This is a genomic window from Streptomyces sp. NPDC050509 (assembly GCF_044457965.1).
In the GTDB taxonomy this organism is placed as follows: domain Bacteria; phylum Actinomycetota; class Actinomycetes; order Streptomycetales; family Streptomycetaceae; genus Streptomyces.
This window is the reverse complement of sequence record NZ_JBITHL010000010.1, coordinates 1-16292: the sequence shown is the minus strand read 5'-3', so window position 1 is coordinate 16292 and position 16292 is coordinate 1. Positions and strand designations below refer to the sequence as shown.

The following is a 16292-nucleotide window of genomic DNA, read 5'->3' as shown; positions in this document are numbered from 1 at the left end:
AGGGAGGCCCCTGTACCACTTCGAAGCCATCGAAACACGACATTCGTGTCCCCCTTTGAGGGATAGCTTCACCCGTAAGGATTAAATGTGCTCAAGGGGTGTGAAGGGTACGGGCCGCCCTGTCTACGGTCGCCGGGTGATGAGCAGCAGCCCCGAAACCTCCACGCACACCACCGGCGCACACCGCGCGCTCCGTCGTGCGCCCCGTTCGGTGGCGCAGCGCCCTCCGGCACGGTACGAGCCGTATCTGGACGGCCTGTTCACCTACTGCCTCTCCGTGCTCTGCGACCACGACGCGGCCACCGAGGTGCTCGGCGATGTCCTGGCCATCTCCGAGCGGCAGTACGGCCGTTGCCCCTCCGGCGCCGGGGAGCGCAAGGCCTGGCTCTACGCCCTCGCCCGCTGGGCCTGTCTGCGCAAGCTCACCGAACAGCGCCGTACCCGCCAGGGGGCGCATTCAGGCCACCGCGAGCCCGCCCCGGACCCCGACCCCGCGCCGCCCTCCGCCGGAGTCGCACCGGAGACCGCCGAACGCCGCCGCCGCGAACTCGCCCTGCTGGCCTGGCCCGAGGCCGCCGGTACGACGCCGGAGCAGCGCGAGGTCCTGGAACTGGTGGTACGGCACCGGCTCGGCCCGCGTGACGTGGCCGCCGTACTCTCCAAGGAACTCTCCGCGACCCGGGAACTGCTCTCGTCCGCCGCCTGCGAGGTCGAGCGCACCCGCGCCGCGCTCGCCGTCGTGGACACCGGCGACTGCCCCTCCGTCGCCAGGCTCACCGGCGACCATCACGTCCTGCTCTCTGCCGCTCTCCGCCGCGAACTGGTCCGCCACGTGGACGACTGCCCGCGCTGCCGCCGCGCCGCTGAGCGCGCCGAGGCCGCGGGGCCGTGGCCCGGCTCGGGTGCGACACCGCCCGCCCTGCCCGGCTCGCCCGCCCCGTCCGTCACCGAGGACCTGTCGGACGGCGTCGGCTCGGCGCCGCTGCCGCTCGTCGAGGCGCCGCGCGGCGCCGCGTACGCCGCCATGACCCAGGCACCCCGCGCCCGCGCCACCGCCCCGCGCTTCGGCCGCAACGGCTTCCCGATGGACCCCAAGGACCGCGCGGCCCGCCGCGACCGGCTGCGGGCGCGCGCCGTGACGACCACCGTGGTCGCGACCGTCGTCGCCGCGCCCGTCCTCGCCCTCTGGGCGGCGTACCGCGGCGCGCCGGGGACCGGCGAGGGCCGCGACGGCGCCTCGGTCACCGCGGGCGAGACCGCGGGCCCGCCCGCCCCGGACGGGCACCCGTACGACGATCCGTACCAGCACTACGAGTACGACGAGCACTACGAGAACGCGGGCAGCGCCCAGAACCGGCCCGGCGCCCGCTTCACCGAGGGCAGCCGCGCCCCCGACGTCTCCGTCGAGATCATCAGCGACGGTACGGGCGCGCCGCCGCCCGGCGCGGGCCACGCCGACCCCGGCGGGCTCACGGTCGAGGCACGCCCCGCCGGCGCCATGACGCTGATCACGCTGCGGGCCTCCGGCGGCGAGCGGGTCTCCTGGACGGCCGGGACCCGGGCCCCCTGGATCACCCTGAGCCGGCACTACGGCACGCTCGCGCCCGGCGAGTCCGTCACCGTCCGCGCCCTCGTGGACCACGCGCGCGAACCGGCGGGCCCGTGGAGCGCGCGGATCACGCTCTACCCGGCGGGCGCCGCCGTACGGATCCACGGGTACGGCACCAGGCCCCCGCTCCCCGGCCGCCCGGCCCACGGCGGACCGCCCGGCCACACCGCGCGCCCCGGGGACCCGGGCCACCCCGGGCCCGGCAGGCCGACGTGGGCGGGCCCCGCGGAGCCGGGCCCGAGCCCGTCGGGCCCCTCGGCCCCGGGCTCCACGGCTCCGACCGGCGGGCCCGGGACCTCCGCCCCCGGGCCCGGGGGCCCGTCGCAGTCGCCCCCCGACCCGGATCCGCCCGATCCGGACCCCAGCGCCACTTCCAGTCCCGGTTCCAGCGCCGGTTCCAGCGCGGCCGGGGTCAGCCCGTCCGCCGTACCCCGCTGAGCGGCGCCCGCGTCAGGCCTTCGTCTCAGGCCTTCGTCTCAGGCTCCGCCGGAGCCGGCGGGTCCGCCGGGTGCGGGGCCAGCAGCGGAAGCTCGCTCGCCACGCGCCGCTCGCACAGCTCCACCAACTGGTCGTAGCCCTCTTTGCCCATCAGTTCCGTCAGCTCGGGCCTGTACGTCTTGTACACCGGCTCGCCCGCGCCGTGCGCCGAGGTCGCCGACGTGCACCACCAGTGCAGATCGTGGCCGCCCGACCCCCAGCCGCGCCGGTCGTACTCGCCGATCGACACCTGGAGCACACGCGTGTCGTCGGGCCGGTCGATCCAGTCGTACGTACGCCGCACCGGCAACTGCCAGCAGACGTCCGGCTTCGTCTCCAGCGGCTCACGGCCCTCCCGCAGCGCCAGGATGTGCAGCGAGCACCCCGCGCCCGCCGCGAAGCCGGGACGGTTCTGGAAGATGCAGGACCCCTCCCAGCGCCGCGTCTGGCGCTCGCCGTCCTCGTCGGTCTGCGTCCAGCCCGTGGCCGTCCCCTCCTCGTGGAACTGCCACAGCTCGGGCGTGAGGCGCGCCACATGCCCCGCGACCCGCGCCTCGTCGTCCTCGTCGGAGAAGTGGGCGCCCAGCGTGCAGCAGCCGTCGTCGGCGCGGCCCGCCTGGATGCCCTGGCAGCCGCTGCCGAAGATGCAGCTCCACCGTGACGTGAGCCACGTCAGATCGCAGCGGAACACCTGCTCGTCGTCGGCCGGGTCCGGGAACTCGACCCAGGCACGGGCGAAGTCCAGCCCCTTCTCGTCAGGGACCGCCCGGGCGCTGCCCCGGGTCCCCTGCTGCTGGTCCTGCTTCTTCGGGCCCTTGGCTTTGCCCGGCTTCGCCTTTTTCGTCTTTGGCACATGCCCAGCGTATGCGGCGTTCGCAGTAGCGTTCCGCTCATGAGACTCGGAGTCCTGGACGTCGGTTCGAACACCGTGCACCTGCTGGCGGTCGACGCCCACCGCGGTGCCCGCCCGCTGCCGGCGCATTCGTACAAGGCGGAGCTGCGCCTCGCCGAACTGCTCGACCCCGACGGCGCGATCGGCCCCGACGGGGTCGACCGTCTGGTGGCGACGATCGCGGACGCCCTCCAGGCGGCCGAGGACAAGGGCTGCGAGGACGTCCTGCCGTTCGCCACCTCCGCCGTACGCGAGGCCGTCAACGCCGAACAGGTCCTGTCGCGCGTCAAGAGCGAGACCGGTGTGGATCTTGAGGTCCTCACCGGTGACCAGGAGGCCAGGCTGACCTTCCTCGCCGCCCGCCGCTGGTTCGGCTGGTCGGCCGGGAAGCTGCTCGTGCTGGACATCGGCGGCGGCTCCCTGGAGATCGCGTACGGGATCGACGAGGAGCCGGACGCGGCCGTCTCCCTGCCCCTGGGCGCCGGCCGGCTCACGGCGGGCTGGCTGCCCGGGGACCCGCCGGACCCGATCGACGTGAAGGCGCTGCGCCGCCATGTACGGGCCAGGATCGCCCGTACGGTCGGGGAGTTCGCCCGGTTCGGCAGCCCGGACCACGTGGTGGCCACGTCCAAGACCTTCAAGCAGCTCGCGCGGCTGGCGGGCGCTGCCAGGTCCGGCGAGGGGCTGTACGTGCAGCGCGAGCTGAGTCGTACGGCCCTGGAGGAGTGGGTGCCGAAGCTGGCCACGATGAACGCCGTCCAGCGCGCCGGACTCCCCGGGGTCTCCGAGGGCAGGTCGGCGCAGTTGCTGGCGGGCGCGCTGGTCGCGGAGGGCGCGATGGACCTGTTCGGGGTCGAGACGCTGGAGGTCTGCCCGTGGGCGCTGCGCGAGGGCGTGATCCTGCGCCGCCTCGACCAGCTCGCACCCTGACCGACCAGCGCGCACCGTGACCCGGGCGGCTCGCGCCGTGACCGGGTGGGGGCCGCGTAGCGGGACAGGCCGACGGTCGCCCCGCCGTGGCCCGTACGCTGTCCCCGTGGCAGATCCAGTGGTGCGCATCCCGGATACGAAGGTCGCGCTGTCGACGGCCTCGGTCTATCCGGAGTCCACGGCGACGGCCTTCGAGATCGCCGCGCGCCTCGGCTACGACGGCGTCGAGGTCATGGTCTGGACGGACCCCGTCAGCCAGGACATCGAGGCGCTGCGCCGGCTCTCCGACTACCACGGCGTCCCGATCCTCGCCGTGCACGCGCCCTGTCTGCTGATCACCCAGCGGGTCTGGTCGACGGACCCGTGGGTGAAGCTCCAGCGGGCGCGGGCGGCGGCCGAGAAGCTCGGCGCGTCCACGGTCGTCGTGCATCCGCCGTTCCGCTGGCAGCGCCAGTACGCGCGCGACTTCGTCACCGGTATCTGGCGGATGGCGGACGAGACGGACGTACGGTTCGCCGTCGAGAACATGTACCCGTGGCGCTACCGGGACCGCGAGATGCCCGCGTACGCGCCCGGCTGGGACGTCACCCAGGACGACTACCGGCACTTCACCGTCGATCTCTCGCACACCGCGACCTCCCGCAGCGACGCCATGGCCATGGCCGGCCGCATGGGCGACCGGCTGGGCCACGTCCACCTCGCGGACGGCAACGGCTCGGCGAAGGACGAGCACCTGGTGCCGGGGCGCGGTACGCAGCCGTGCGCCGAGCTGCTGGAGGGGCTCGCGGACGGCGGCTTCGACGGCCATGTCGTGATCGAGGTCAACACCCGGCGCGCGATGTCGGCGGCGGAGCGCGAGGCGGACCTCGCGGAGGCGCTGGCCTTCGCGCGCCTGCACCTCGCGTCGCCGCCTGTTTCGGCGTCGGCCTCCACCTCCGCCAAGTCCTCGGCCACGTCCGACACCTCCGCCTCCGCGTCCCCCGCCCCCACCAGGTCGCAGCCCTCGCCGACGGTACGGGCGCCCCGTACGCCCCGTACCCCTCGCACCCCCCGTCGGCCCCGCAGCTCCGGCTCGTCCGGCGCCTCGGGCTCGTCCGGAGCGCGCCCGTCATGACCGCCGGCGCCACCCCCCGCCGCCGGGGCCGCCCCGCCCGCAAGGACGCGGAGTCCGGTCCCAGCGCCCGGCAGAAGATCCTGGGGGCGGCCCGCGCGGAGTTCGCGGAGCGCGGGTACGACAAGACGTCCGTCCGCGGTATCGCCAGGGCGGCGGGCGTCGACCCCGCGCTCGTCCACCACTACTTCGGGACGAAGGACGAGGTCTTCGCGTCCGCCGTCGAGATCTCCTTCGAACCGGCCCTGACGGTGCCCGCCAAGGTGCTCGCCGGGAGCCCCGACGCGATCGGGGAACAGCTCGCCCGCAACTTCTTCGCCGTCTGGGAGAACCCGGCGACCAGGGCCCCGCTGCTCGCGGTCATCCGCTCCGCGCTCACGCACGACGCCGCGGCGGCGGTGCTGCGTACGTTCGTGCTGCGCCGGCTGCTCGGCCAGGTCGCGGAGGGGCTGGACGTACCGGATCCGGAGTTCCGCGCCGAGCTGTCCGCCTCGCACATGATCGGCATCGCGCTCCTGCGGTACGTGATCAAGGCGGAGCCGCTGGCGTCGGCGGACATCGAGGAGATCATCACGATGGTCGCGCCCACGCTCCAGCGCTATCTGACCGAAAGCTGAACAGTCGTCCCGTATTCCGGACACCTTGTCCAGGTCTTGGATCCGGGGCGTACGCTCGAAGAAGTCATTTCTGCCGAAGGAATCGGCCGGAAGATCTGCTGAGATCCGCTGAGATCCGCTGAAGGAGCGAGAGACGATGCCCGAGCTGAGGTCCCGCACTGTCACCCACGGCCGCAACATGGCGGGCGCACGCGCCCTTATGCGGGCATCGGGCGTAGCGAGCGAGGACATCGGCAAGCCGATCGTCGCGGTGGCCAACTCCTTCACCGAGTTCGTGCCCGGGCACACCCACCTCGCACCGGTCGGCCGGATCGTCTCGGACGCCATCAAGGCCGCGGGCGCCGTCCCGCGCGAGTTCAACACGATCGCCGTGGACGACGGCATCGCGATGGGCCACGGCGGCATGCTCTACTCCCTGCCGTCCCGCGACCTGATCGCCGACTCCGTCGAGTACATGGTCGAGGCGCACTGCGCGGACGCGCTGATCTGCATCTCCAACTGCGACAAGATCACCCCGGGCATGCTGATGGCCGCCCTGCGCCTCAACATCCCGACGGTCTTCGTCTCCGGCGGCCCCATGGAGGCCGGCAAGGCGACCCTCGTGGACGGTACGGTCCGAAAACTCGACCTGGTCAACGCGATCTCCGACGCGGTGAACGAGTCCATCTCGGACGAGGACATCCTCCGTATCGAGGAGAACGCCTGCCCGACCTGCGGCTCCTGTTCCGGCATGTTCACCGCCAACTCGATGAACTGCCTGACCGAGGCCATGGGCCTCTCCCTCCCCGGCAACGGCTCCGTCCTCGCCACGCACACCGCCCGCAGGGCGCTGTACGAGAACGCGGGCCGCACGGTCGTCGAGATCACCAAGCGCCACTACGAGCAGGACGACGCGTCGGTCCTGCCGCGCGCCATCGCCACCCGCGCGGCCTTCGACAACGCCATGGCGCTCGACATCGCCATGGGCGGCTCCACCAACACGATCCTGCACCTGCTCGCCGCCGCCCAGGAGGCCGAGCTGGACTACGACCTCAGCGACATCGACGCCGTCTCGCGCCGCGTCCCCTGCCTCGCCAAGGTCGCGCCGAACGTCGCCCCGGGCGGCACGTACTACATGGAGGACATCCACCGGGCCGGCGGCATCCCCGCCATCCTGGGTGAGCTGTACCGCGGCGGTCTGCTCAACGAGGACGTCCACACCGTCCACGCCCCCGGCATCAAGGAGTGGCTGGAGACCTGGGACGTGCGCGGCGGCTCGCCGTCCGAGGAGGCCGTCGAGCTGTGGCACGCGGCCCCCGGCTGCGTCCGCTCCGCCGAGGCGTTCTCGCAGTCCGAGCGGTGGGCCACGCTCGACACGGACGCCTCGGGCGGCTGCATCCGCGATGTCGCCCACGCCTACTCCGAGGACGGCGGTCTGGCGGTCCTGAAGGGCAACCTGGCCGTCGACGGCTGCGTCGTGAAGACGGCGGGTGTCGACGAGTCGATCTGGACCTTCGAGGGCCCGGCCGTCGTCTGCGAATCGCAGGAGGACGCCGTCGAGAAGATCCTCCGCAAGGAGATCGCCGAGGGCGATGTGATCGTCATCCGGTACGAGGGACCGCGGGGCGGCCCCGGTATGCAGGAGATGCTGTACCCCACGTCGTACCTGAAGGGCCGCGGCCTCGGGAAGGCCTGTGCGCTGGTCACGGACGGTCGCTTCTCCGGCGGTACGTCGGGGCTCTCGATCGGCCACGCCTCGCCGGAGGCGGCCTCGGGCGGCACGATCGCGCTGGTGAACGACGGCGACCGGATCCGTATCGACATCCCGAACCGCACGATCGAGCTGCTGGTCGGCGACGCGGAACTCGCGGAGCGCCGCGCGGCGCTGAACGGCGTGTACGCCCCGGTGAGCCGCGAGCGCAAGGTCTCCCAGGCGCTGCGCGCGTACGCCGCGATGGCGACGAGCGCGGACAAGGGCGCGGTCCGGGACATCTCCCGCCTCGGCTGAGCCCTTCCGGGACCCGGGCCCCGGGTCCCGGGGCCCCGGACCGTCACCAGGAAGCGGGATCCCGCCCGGCGACGGCGAAGACGGATCCGTCGGGCGCGCTCCCGACGACCGTCGTCGCCCCGGACTCGTTGCCGGAGCCGGAGCCGGAGCCGGGGCCGGGGGCCGTGACGGGCGCGGGCAGCGTGGCGACGAGCGTGTCGGGCCCGTCGGCCATCCGCGGCTTCGTCTGCCCCAGCAGCCTCCCGCGCCCGGCGTCCACGGCGAGCAGCCGGCCGTCGCCCCCGCTCAGATAGACCCGGTCCCCGGTGGCGGCGGGGCGCGAGGCGCGCGTCACCGACGTCTCCAGCCGCCAGCGGACGCCCGCGCTCTCCGCACCGGTGTCGACGGCGAGCAGCGAGCCCGTGTAGCCGATGACGTAGACGGTGTCGCCCACGACGGTGGCCTGCGCCTGGTCGACCGGCGCGGTCAGCGGGACCCGCCGTACCGTACGGCTCGACGCGTCCAGCCGTACGACCGCCCTGGTGAAGCCGTCCGCGTCCCCTCCGAGCAGGAACAGCGCGTCGTCCGAGGCTCCGGCCGGGGCCAGGGTGCCCGTCAGCCGCTTCTCCCAGCGCACCGCTCCGGTGGCCGGGTCGATCGAACGGACATCGGTCGCCGAGCCGTCGGCCGACGGCGTCGTGGCGAACAGCGCGTCGCCGGTGCCGCTCGCCGCCGTCCAGACGGTGCCGGTCGCGCCGAGCCGCTTCGTCCAGCGTTCGTCGCCGGTCGCGCCGTCGAGGGAGCGCACCCGCCCGTCGTACGAGACGAGGAGCACCGTGTCGCCGCTGTGCCGGACGGTGGCGTACGAGGAGATGCCGACGGCCCAGCGCTCGGCGCCCGAGGCCGGGTCGAGCGCCGCCAGTTGCTTCCCGCCGCCGCCCGTGCCGCCCGTATCGCCCGCGCCGCCCGCGACGACATGCAGGAGTCCGCCGGAGAGCACCGGCGCTGCGCCCTCGTCTGTCGCGGCGGCGCGCCCGCCCTTCGCGGCCTTCACGGACCACTCCGTACGACCGTCGACGGGGTCGAGCCGCGCGGCCGTGACGCCGGGCCCGGCGCAGTAGACGGCCGTGGCGTCGGAGGCGCACACGGGCACCTGATTGCCACCGGACCCGCCCGATCCGTCCGACCCGCCCGATCCGGTGCCGAGCGTGGTGTCCCACGGCCGGAACGTCCGGGACGGCGGCTCCTCCGCCGTGGCCCGGGTGGCGTCGTACATGGCCCGTGCGCCGAGGAAACCCGCACCGGCCACAGCCACCAGCGCCAGCGCGACCGCCACCGTACGCACCCGGCGCGGCGACCGCGCGGACGCCGATGACGGTTGGACGGATGGCCGGTCGGACGACGCCGACGGAACGGTCTCGGAGCCCCGCGCGTGGTTCGTTGGCACCGCGTGGTTCGTGGGCACGGAGCCCGAACCCGGGCCCGCGGTCTCCAGGGGACCGGGCCCGCGCTGCACCGGTACGAGCGCCCGCGCCCCGTACGGCCCGCGCAGGTCGTACGGGGTGGACGGGCGTCCCCCGTCCGGCGCGGCGCCCGACGCGGGATCCGTCGTCCGCAGCGCGCTCATCACCTCGTCCGGCGTCGGCCGCTCCGCCGGGTCCTTCGCCAGGCACCGCGATATCAACGGAACGAGCCGATCCGGTACGCCCGTCAGATCCGGCTCGTCGTGCACGACCTGGTACGCGACGATGTACGGGCTGTCCGAGTCGAAAGGACCGCGCCCGGTCGCCGCGTGCACCAGGACCGCGCCCATCGCGAACACATCGGCGGCGGGCCCGACTTCGCGCGGTCGCTGGAACTGCTCGGGCGCCATGAACGGCGGCGTGCCGATCAGCTTGCCCGTCTCCGTCCGCAGATCGCTGTCCGTGGGGCGCGAGATGCCGAAGTCGATGACCTTGGGCCCGTCGGACGCCAACAGGACGTTGCTGGGCTTGAGATCGCGGTGCACCACCCCGGCGCGGTGGATGTCCCGCAGCCCCTCGGCGAGTCCCGCCCCGAGCCTGGTCAACTCCTCGGCGTCCAGCGGCCCGTTCCGCTTCACCCGCTCGGAGAGGGTGGGCCCGTCGATGAACAGGGTCGCCATCCAGGGCCGCGGGGCCTCCGGATCGGCGTCCACGACGGGCGCGGTGAACGCCCCGCTCACCCGGCGCGCCGCCGCGACCTCCTGCTGGAAGCGGGCCCTGAACTCGGGATCAGAGGCGTGACCCGCATGGATGACCTTGACGGCGAGCCGCAACCCCGAGGCGGAGGTGGCGAGATGGACCTCGCCCATTCCGCCCGAGCCCAGGGCTGATTCGAGCAGGTAGCGGCCGGCGTAATCCGGATGCTCCGCTTCCGGGGCCGACCCGGTGTTGCGCAGTGGTGGCATTTGCCCACCCCCGTGTATTCGTGCGCAAGCGCGACGCACGGAGCCTAGTCGATGGTGCGTGCTATCAAGCCATGGCTTGCTAGCCTGCGCGGCGCAGAGCACACACCGTCAACGGGGGAGGACCGCATGAGCGTCGAAGAGGTTGAGAACACCGCGAGAGAAGCCGCGGAAGCGGAAGTGGGGACGCCGGCCGCCAAGCGCTACGCGGTCCACCCGGACTACCGGGTGAACGTCCGCAGCGGACCCGGCACCCACTACTCGCTCGTCAAGGTGCTCCCGTACGGCGCGAGCGTGCCGATCAACTGCCAGCAGGAGGGGGAGCGGATCACGGGCCCGTACGGCACGACGACGCTCTGGGACAACATCGCCAACGGGCAGTTCATCTCGGACGCGTACGTCTACACGGGAAGCAGCGGCTACGTCGCCCCGCACTGCGCCTGAGCGACGAGCCTGAGCACCGGGCCTGAGGCGCCGCGCTTGAACGCCGGCCCTGAGCACCGGCCCTGACGTGCCGCGCTTGAACGTCGGCCCTGAGCACCGGCCCTGAGGTGCCGCGCCCGGGTGCCGCGCCCGACCCGCCCGCGCGCCGGGGATAATCGCTCCGTGAGCGAGCACCCCGAGCACTCCCCGCACGCCGAGCGTCCCGAGGACGCCTCCGCGGCCACGTCCGCCACCGCGGCCCCCGCGGCCACGTCCGCCACCGCCTCCGACAGGAAGGCGGGCGGCGAACGTGGCCGTGGTGGCCCGGAGCCCGAGGCGATCCTGTTCTTCGGTACGACCTGGCTCGCCCGCGACGGCGGCTACGCGGCCCGCCGCGCCGCGGTCGCCGCTGGCTCCCTCACCACCGCCGTCGCCGCCTGCTTCGTACTCCGCTTCGCCTACGAGGGCCTGGAGATCGCGAAGGTGGGCTCCTTCGTCGGTCTGCTCCTCGTCGTGATGTTCTCGGTGTGCAGCGCCATCGCCTTCCGCAGGACCTGGGACGGCTTCACCCGCCGCCCGGCCGACCCCGCCCACGAGGAGTCGCTGCGCAGCGTCAAGGCGATCGGCTTCATGGGCGCCCTGATCGCCTACTTCCTGCGCTCCCTGGCCGAAGCCCCGGGCGAGGGGCTGCGCCGCAAGGAGTACGCAACGGCCCTCGCGCAGTACGAACGCCGCCGCACCGCCCGCGCGGGCAACCCCGCCGCCCGGGCCGCCGCCAAGTCCAGGGCCAGGAAGCCCAAGCGGGCATAGCCCTTCCTCCATGGCGGGCGCCACGATGGGCACATGACTCCTGCCACGGCTCCCCGCCCGACGCCTCGCCCCACTTCTCGCCCCACCCCTGGCCCCACCTCGCGCGCCCTCTCCTTCGACGCCGTCGCCGACCAGTACGACGAGGCGCGCCCCGGCTACCCGCCGGCCCTCTTCGACGCGATCGAGGAACTGGCCGGCCGCCCGCTCCAGGGCGCCCGCGTCATCGACGTGGGCGCGGGGACGGGGATCGCCACCCGCCTGCTGCGCGCACGCGGCGCCCGGGTCACCGCCGTCGAGCCGGGCCCCGGCATGGCGGAGCGGCTGCACCGTACCCAGCCCGCCGTCCCCCTCCTGCGCGGCCTCGGCGACGCCCTGCCCCTCGCCGACGGCTGCGCCGACCTGATCACGTACGCCCAGGCCTGGCACTGGACCGATCCGGCCCGCTCCCTGCCCGAGGCCCTGCGGGTGCTCAGGCCCGGTGGCGCGCTCGCCCTGTGGTGGAACGTCGCCGACGCCGACATCCCCTGGATCGCCGACCAGGATCTGCGGATCCGCCGCTGGGCCGACGACGGCGCCCACGGTGCGCACAGCGTCTCCGGCCGGGGCGGGGAACTGCCCGCGGAGCTGCGCCCGGCCGAGCGCCGGGTGCCGTGGACCCGCCGCGTCCCGCTCGACACGCACCTCGCCCACCTCGGCAGCCACTCCATCTTCCGGATGCGCGGGGAAGAGGCGACGGCCGCCTTCCTCGCGGCCGAGCGCGCGGAACTGCTCGGGCTCTTCCCCGACGGGACCGTCGAGGAGGCGTACGTCGTGGAGCTGACGGTCACGCGCCGCGCCTGACCCCCGGCGCCTGACCCTCGACGCCGGTCGCCGAAACCTGAGCCGTCCGTCCGCCCGCCCGCTCGCCCGCCCGCCCGAACGACCTGAGCCGTCCGCCCGCCCGAACGCTTGACGAGCCCGTCGGCCGGGCCCATTATTCATCACATGATGAATTTGTCCGAAGGTGCTGCCGCCGTGCACGCCCGCGGCCTCACCGTCCACCGAGGCGACCGCGCCGTCCTGCGCGGCCTCGACTTCTCCGTACCGCCCGGCAGGATCACCGGATTCCTCGGCCCCTCCGGCTGCGGCAAGTCCACCCTGATGCGCGCCGTCGTCGGCACCCAGGCCCAGGTCACCGGCGTCCTCGACGTCCTCGGCCGCCCCGCCGGCGACGCCGCGCTGCGCGCCCGTATCGGATACGTCACCCAGGCGCCCTCCGTCTACGACGACCTCACGGTCCGCCAGAACCTCGACTACTTCGCCGCCGTCCTCGACCCGGGCCGCACACGCCGTACCGCACGCAAGGAAGCCGTCGCCCGCGCGATCACCGACGTCGACCTCGCCTCCCACGCCGACTCCCTGGCCGGACGCCTCTCCGGCGGCCAGCGCAGCCGGGTCTCCCTCGCCGTCGCCCTGCTCGGCACACCGGAACTCCTCGTCCTCGACGAGCCGACCGTCGGCCTCGACCCCGTACTCCGCCGCGACCTGTGGACCCTCTTCCACCGCATCGCCACCGACCGCGCCGCGACGATCCTCGTCTCCTCCCACGTCATGGACGAGGCCGAACGCTGCCACCGGCTCCTCCTCATGCGCGACGGCGAAGTCCTCGCCGAGGACACCCCGGAAGCCCTGCGCACCCGTACGCACACCGAGACCGTCGAAGCGGCCTTCCTCCACCTGGTCGACGAGGCCGACACACTCCAGGGAAACCCCCGATGACCACCGCCGATACGACCACCACCGACACAACCGCCGCCAACACGGCCGCCGCCGACACGACCGCCACCACAGCCACCGTCGCCCGCACCCTGGCCACCGCCGCCCGCGTACTGCGCCAGCTCCGCCACGACCCGCGCTCGATCGGGCTGATGATCCTCGTCCCGTGCGCGATGCTCGTCCTGCTCCGCTACGTCTTCGACGGCAGCCCCCGCACCTTCGACTCCATCGGCGCCTCGCTGCTCGGCATCTTCCCGCTGATCACGATGTTCCTGGTGACCTCCATCGCCACCCTCCGCGAACGCACCTCGGGCACCCTGGAACGCCTTCTCGCGATGACCCTGGGCAAGGGCGACCTGATCGCCGGCTACGCCCTCGCCTTCGGCCTCGTCGCCGTCGTCCAGTCCGTACTGGCCACCGGCCTCGCGGTGGGGGTCCTCGGCCTGGACGTCGTCGGCTCGGCCTGGCTGCTCCTCCTCGTCGCGCTCCTCGACGCCCTGCTCGGCACGGCCCTCGGCCTCTTCGTCTCGGCGTTCGCGTCCTCCGAGTTCCAGGCCGTGCAGTTCATGCCCGCGGTGATCTTTCCGCAGCTCCTCCTCTGCGGACTGTTCGCACCCCGGACCGCCATGCACCCCGTCCTGGAGGCCGTCTCCGACGTCCTGCCCATGTCGTACGCCGTCGACGGCATGAACCAGGTCCTGCGCCACCCCGACATCACCGGCGACTTCGTCCGCGACGCGGCGATCGTCGCGGGCTGCGCCCTCCTTGTCCTCGGCCTGGGCGCCGCCACCCTCCGCCGCCGTACGACCTGACCCCTACGCCCCGACCGCTCCTCGGACACCTCACGCGCGCTGCCCGCCTCCGGTGCGACGATGGAAGCCAAGACCGTCCCCTACGGCGAGGTGACCCGCAATGCCCCAGACCGTCGCAGTCCTCGGCACAGGAAAGATCGGCGAGGCCCTGCTCAGCGGCATGATCCGGGCCGGCTGGCGGGCAACGGATCTGCTGGTCACCACACGCCGCCCGGAACGCGCCGAGAAGCTGCGCGACCGGTACGGCGTCGAGCCCGTCACCAACGCCGAAGCCGCCAAGCGCGCCGACATCCTCATCCTGGCGGTCAAGCCCCAGGACATGGGCACCCTCCTCGACGAACTCACCCCCCACCTCACCGCCGACCGCCTGATCATCAGCGCCGCCGCCGGTATCCCCACGGCCTTCATCGAGGAACGCCTCGCCCCGGGCACCCCCGTCGTACGCGTCATGCCCAACACGCCCGTCCTGGTGGACGAGGGCATGTCCGTCATCTCGGGCGGCAGCCACGCCCTCCCCGCACACCTCACCCACGCCGAGGAGATCTTCGGCGGCGTCGGCAAGACCCTGCGCGTCCCCGAGTCCCAGCAGGACGCCTGCACCGCGCTCTCCGGCTCCGGCCCGGCGTACTTCTACTACCTGGTCGAGGCCATGACCGACGCGGGCATCCTCCTCGGCCTGCCCCGCTCCCAGGCCCACGACCTGATCGTCCAGGCCGCCATCGGCGCCGCCGTCATGCTGCGGGACAGCGGCGAGCACCCGGTGAAGCTCCGCGAGGCCGTGACCTCCCCGGCCGGGACCACCATCAGCGCCATCCGGGAGCTGGAGAACCACGGGGTACGGGCGGCCCTCATCGCGGCACTGGAAGCGGCCCGCGACCGCAGCCGCGCCCTGGCCTCGGGCAACGGCTGAGGTCACATCCGGGGGCCGGGTCCCGGACAGGGCTCAACCGGCGGGCAGCAACCCGGCCGCCCGGTACGCGGCGTCGACCACGGGCCGTGCCATCCCCCTGGCCCGCGAGGCCCCCTCCTTCAGTACGGCGTCCACCTGACCGGGGTCCGCGGCCAGCACCGCGTGCCGCTCCCGCACCGGCCGCAGCAGCTCGATCACGGCCTCGGCGGTGGCCCGCTTCAACTCCCCGTACGACGTGTACGCCTCGGCCAGCGCGGCCGGATCCCTGCCCACGCACCCGGCCAGGATCTCCAGCAGATTGGCCACGCCCGGTGTGTTCTCCCGGTCGTACGCGACCTCCTGCCCGCTGTCCGTCACCGCGCGCATGATCTTCTTCCGCACCACATCGGCGTCGTCCAGCAGATAGACGATCCCGGCGGTCGCATCATGGGACTTCCCCATCTTCGAGGCCGGGTCCTGAAGATCCATGACCCGCGCGGCCACGGGCGGCCGGGTGGCCTTCGGCACGGAGAAGGTGTGCCCGTACCGCTGGTTGAACCGCACGGCGAGATCCCGGGTCAGCTCCACATGCTGGGTCTGGTCCTCACCGACCGGAACCTCGTCCGTGCGATAGGCCAGGATGTCCGCCGCCATCAGCACCGGATACGACAGCAGGGAGAACCGCACACTCTCCCCGGATGCCAGGGCCCGCACGCTCTTCTCCTTGTACTGGATCATGCGCCGCAGCTCCCCGTCGGTGGCCGTGCACTCCAGCAGATACGAGAGCCGCGTGTGCTCGTCCACATGGCTCTGGACGAACACGGTGCAGAGCGCGGGGTCGAGTCCGGCCGCGAGCAGCAGCGTCGCGGCCTGCCGACTGAGCCGGCGCACCCGGGCCGGATCGTGCTCGACTGTCAGCGCGTGCAGATCCACGACACTGAAGAGCCCGTCGGCCCGGTGCTGATCGACCTCGACCCACCGGCGCACGGCTCCGAGGTAGTTGCCCAGCGTCAGATGTCCGGTCGGCTTGACCCCGCTGAAGATCCGCGTCATCTCTCATCACCCTCTCGGTCGGAGCCGCCGCCACCTGCGGCTCGCCCCCGAGCTGGGGAAACGCGAACGGCCGCCGAAGCGGCGGCCGTTGATCGCATACGTGTGAGGCGGCCGCCGTCAGGCGGCCCACCACTGAAGGATGCACGCATGCGTTGTCATGCCGCGAAGCCTAGCGGCAGAGCAGCGCCGGACCCCTCAAGTTGACACGCCGCACACGGAACCGTAATGTTCTCCGAGCTGTCCGACGTGAGCACCGGTCGAGTGCCGGTCCCCGGACAGTCATTTCGCAGGACCTACGAGAAGCGAGCGACTTCGTGTCGCATTGTTTTGCGTGCGCCTATGCGAATGAGGAATCGACGTTCGAACCCGGACGCCGGCACCGAAGCCCCGATTAGCGTCGGAGCCCAGGATTCCGCTAAAGTCTCACTCGTCGGAACGGCCGCAGGGCCGGGAGGACAAGCCCCGCTGACTGGGAATCAGGCCCGAAAGGATCTGATAGAGTCGGAACCGCCGGAAAGGGAAA

The 16292-nt window shown here is 73.0% G+C and carries 14 protein-coding genes; 11 read left to right on the top strand and 3 right to left on the bottom strand.

Annotated features, from left to right (window positions below; translation table 11 throughout):
- Positions 1-139: 139 nt before the first annotated feature.
- Positions 140-2047, top strand: a complete 1908-nt coding sequence (locus ACIBJC_RS27365) for a hypothetical protein (protein ID WP_399296855.1) — start codon at positions 140-142, stop codon at positions 2045-2047.
- Between the two features lie 25 nt (positions 2048-2072).
- Here the strand turns inward: ACIBJC_RS27365 and ACIBJC_RS27360 are convergent, their stop codons facing one another.
- A complete protein-coding gene (locus tag ACIBJC_RS27360) occupies positions 2073-2939 on the bottom strand; it encodes a hypothetical protein (protein ID WP_399296853.1) in 867 nt (288 codons plus the stop codon).
- A 39-nt stretch (positions 2940-2978) separates the two neighbouring features.
- Between ACIBJC_RS27360 and ACIBJC_RS27355 the strand changes: the two genes are divergently transcribed.
- From ACIBJC_RS27355 to ilvD, 4 genes are all read left to right on the top strand, one after another.
- On the top strand, positions 2979-3908 hold the full coding sequence (locus tag ACIBJC_RS27355) for a Ppx/GppA family phosphatase (RefSeq protein ID WP_399296851.1): 930 nt from the start codon (positions 2979-2981) through the stop codon (positions 3906-3908).
- A 118-nt stretch (positions 3909-4026) separates the two neighbouring features.
- Entirely contained in the window at positions 4027-5022 is a 996-nt protein-coding gene (locus ACIBJC_RS27350; protein WP_399297315.1) for a sugar phosphate isomerase/epimerase family protein, read from the top strand.
- Complete coding sequence (locus ACIBJC_RS27345) at positions 5019-5636, top strand: TetR family transcriptional regulator (protein ID WP_399296849.1); 618 nt, start codon at positions 5019-5021, stop codon at positions 5634-5636. The genes ACIBJC_RS27350 and ACIBJC_RS27345 overlap by 4 nt, the downstream gene beginning before the upstream one ends.
- A 136-nt stretch (positions 5637-5772) precedes the next feature.
- On the top strand, positions 5773-7623 hold the full coding sequence (gene ilvD / locus ACIBJC_RS27340; RefSeq protein WP_399296847.1) for a dihydroxy-acid dehydratase: 1851 nt from the start codon (positions 5773-5775) through the stop codon (positions 7621-7623).
- Between the two features lie 43 nt (positions 7624-7666).
- Here the strand turns inward: ilvD and ACIBJC_RS27335 are convergent, their stop codons facing one another.
- Complete coding sequence (locus ACIBJC_RS27335; RefSeq protein ID WP_399296845.1) at positions 7667-10030, bottom strand: protein kinase; 2364 nt, start codon at positions 10028-10030, stop codon at positions 7667-7669.
- A gap of 126 nt (positions 10031-10156) precedes the next feature.
- Here ACIBJC_RS27335 and ACIBJC_RS27330 point away from each other — a divergent pair, with 126 nt between their 5' ends.
- The 6 genes from ACIBJC_RS27330 (at position 10157) to proC (ending at position 14737) form a co-directional block, all read left to right on the top strand.
- Positions 10157-10471 (top strand): peptidase, encoded by a 315-nt coding sequence (locus tag ACIBJC_RS27330; RefSeq protein ID WP_399296843.1) that lies wholly within the window; start codon positions 10157-10159, stop codon positions 10469-10471.
- A 318-nt stretch (positions 10472-10789) separates the two neighbouring features.
- Complete coding sequence (locus ACIBJC_RS27325; RefSeq protein ID WP_399297313.1) at positions 10790-11260, top strand: hypothetical protein; 471 nt, start codon at positions 10790-10792, stop codon at positions 11258-11260.
- 33 nt (positions 11261-11293) lie between these two features.
- A complete protein-coding gene (locus tag ACIBJC_RS27320; protein WP_399296841.1) occupies positions 11294-12100 on the top strand; it encodes a class I SAM-dependent methyltransferase in 807 nt (268 codons plus the stop codon).
- A gap of 144 nt (positions 12101-12244) precedes the next feature.
- Positions 12245-13018 carry an ABC transporter ATP-binding protein gene (locus tag ACIBJC_RS27315; protein ID WP_399296839.1) on the top strand — a complete coding sequence of 258 codons (774 nt, stop codon included), beginning with the start codon at positions 12245-12247 and terminating at the stop codon, positions 13016-13018.
- Positions 13015-13827 carry an ABC transporter permease gene (locus ACIBJC_RS27310; protein ID WP_399296837.1) on the top strand — a complete coding sequence of 271 codons (813 nt, stop codon included), beginning with the start codon at positions 13015-13017 and terminating at the stop codon, positions 13825-13827. The genes ACIBJC_RS27315 and ACIBJC_RS27310 overlap by 4 nt, the downstream gene beginning before the upstream one ends.
- 100 nt (positions 13828-13927) lie before the next feature.
- Entirely contained in the window at positions 13928-14737 is an 810-nt protein-coding gene (gene proC / locus ACIBJC_RS27305; RefSeq protein ID WP_399296836.1) for a pyrroline-5-carboxylate reductase, read from the top strand.
- Between the two features lie 33 nt (positions 14738-14770).
- Here proC and trpS read toward each other — a convergent pair whose 3' ends face one another.
- A complete protein-coding gene (trpS, locus tag ACIBJC_RS27300) occupies positions 14771-15769 on the bottom strand; it encodes a tryptophan--tRNA ligase (RefSeq protein ID WP_399296835.1) in 999 nt (332 codons plus the stop codon).
- Positions 15770-16292: the final 523 nt, after the last annotated feature.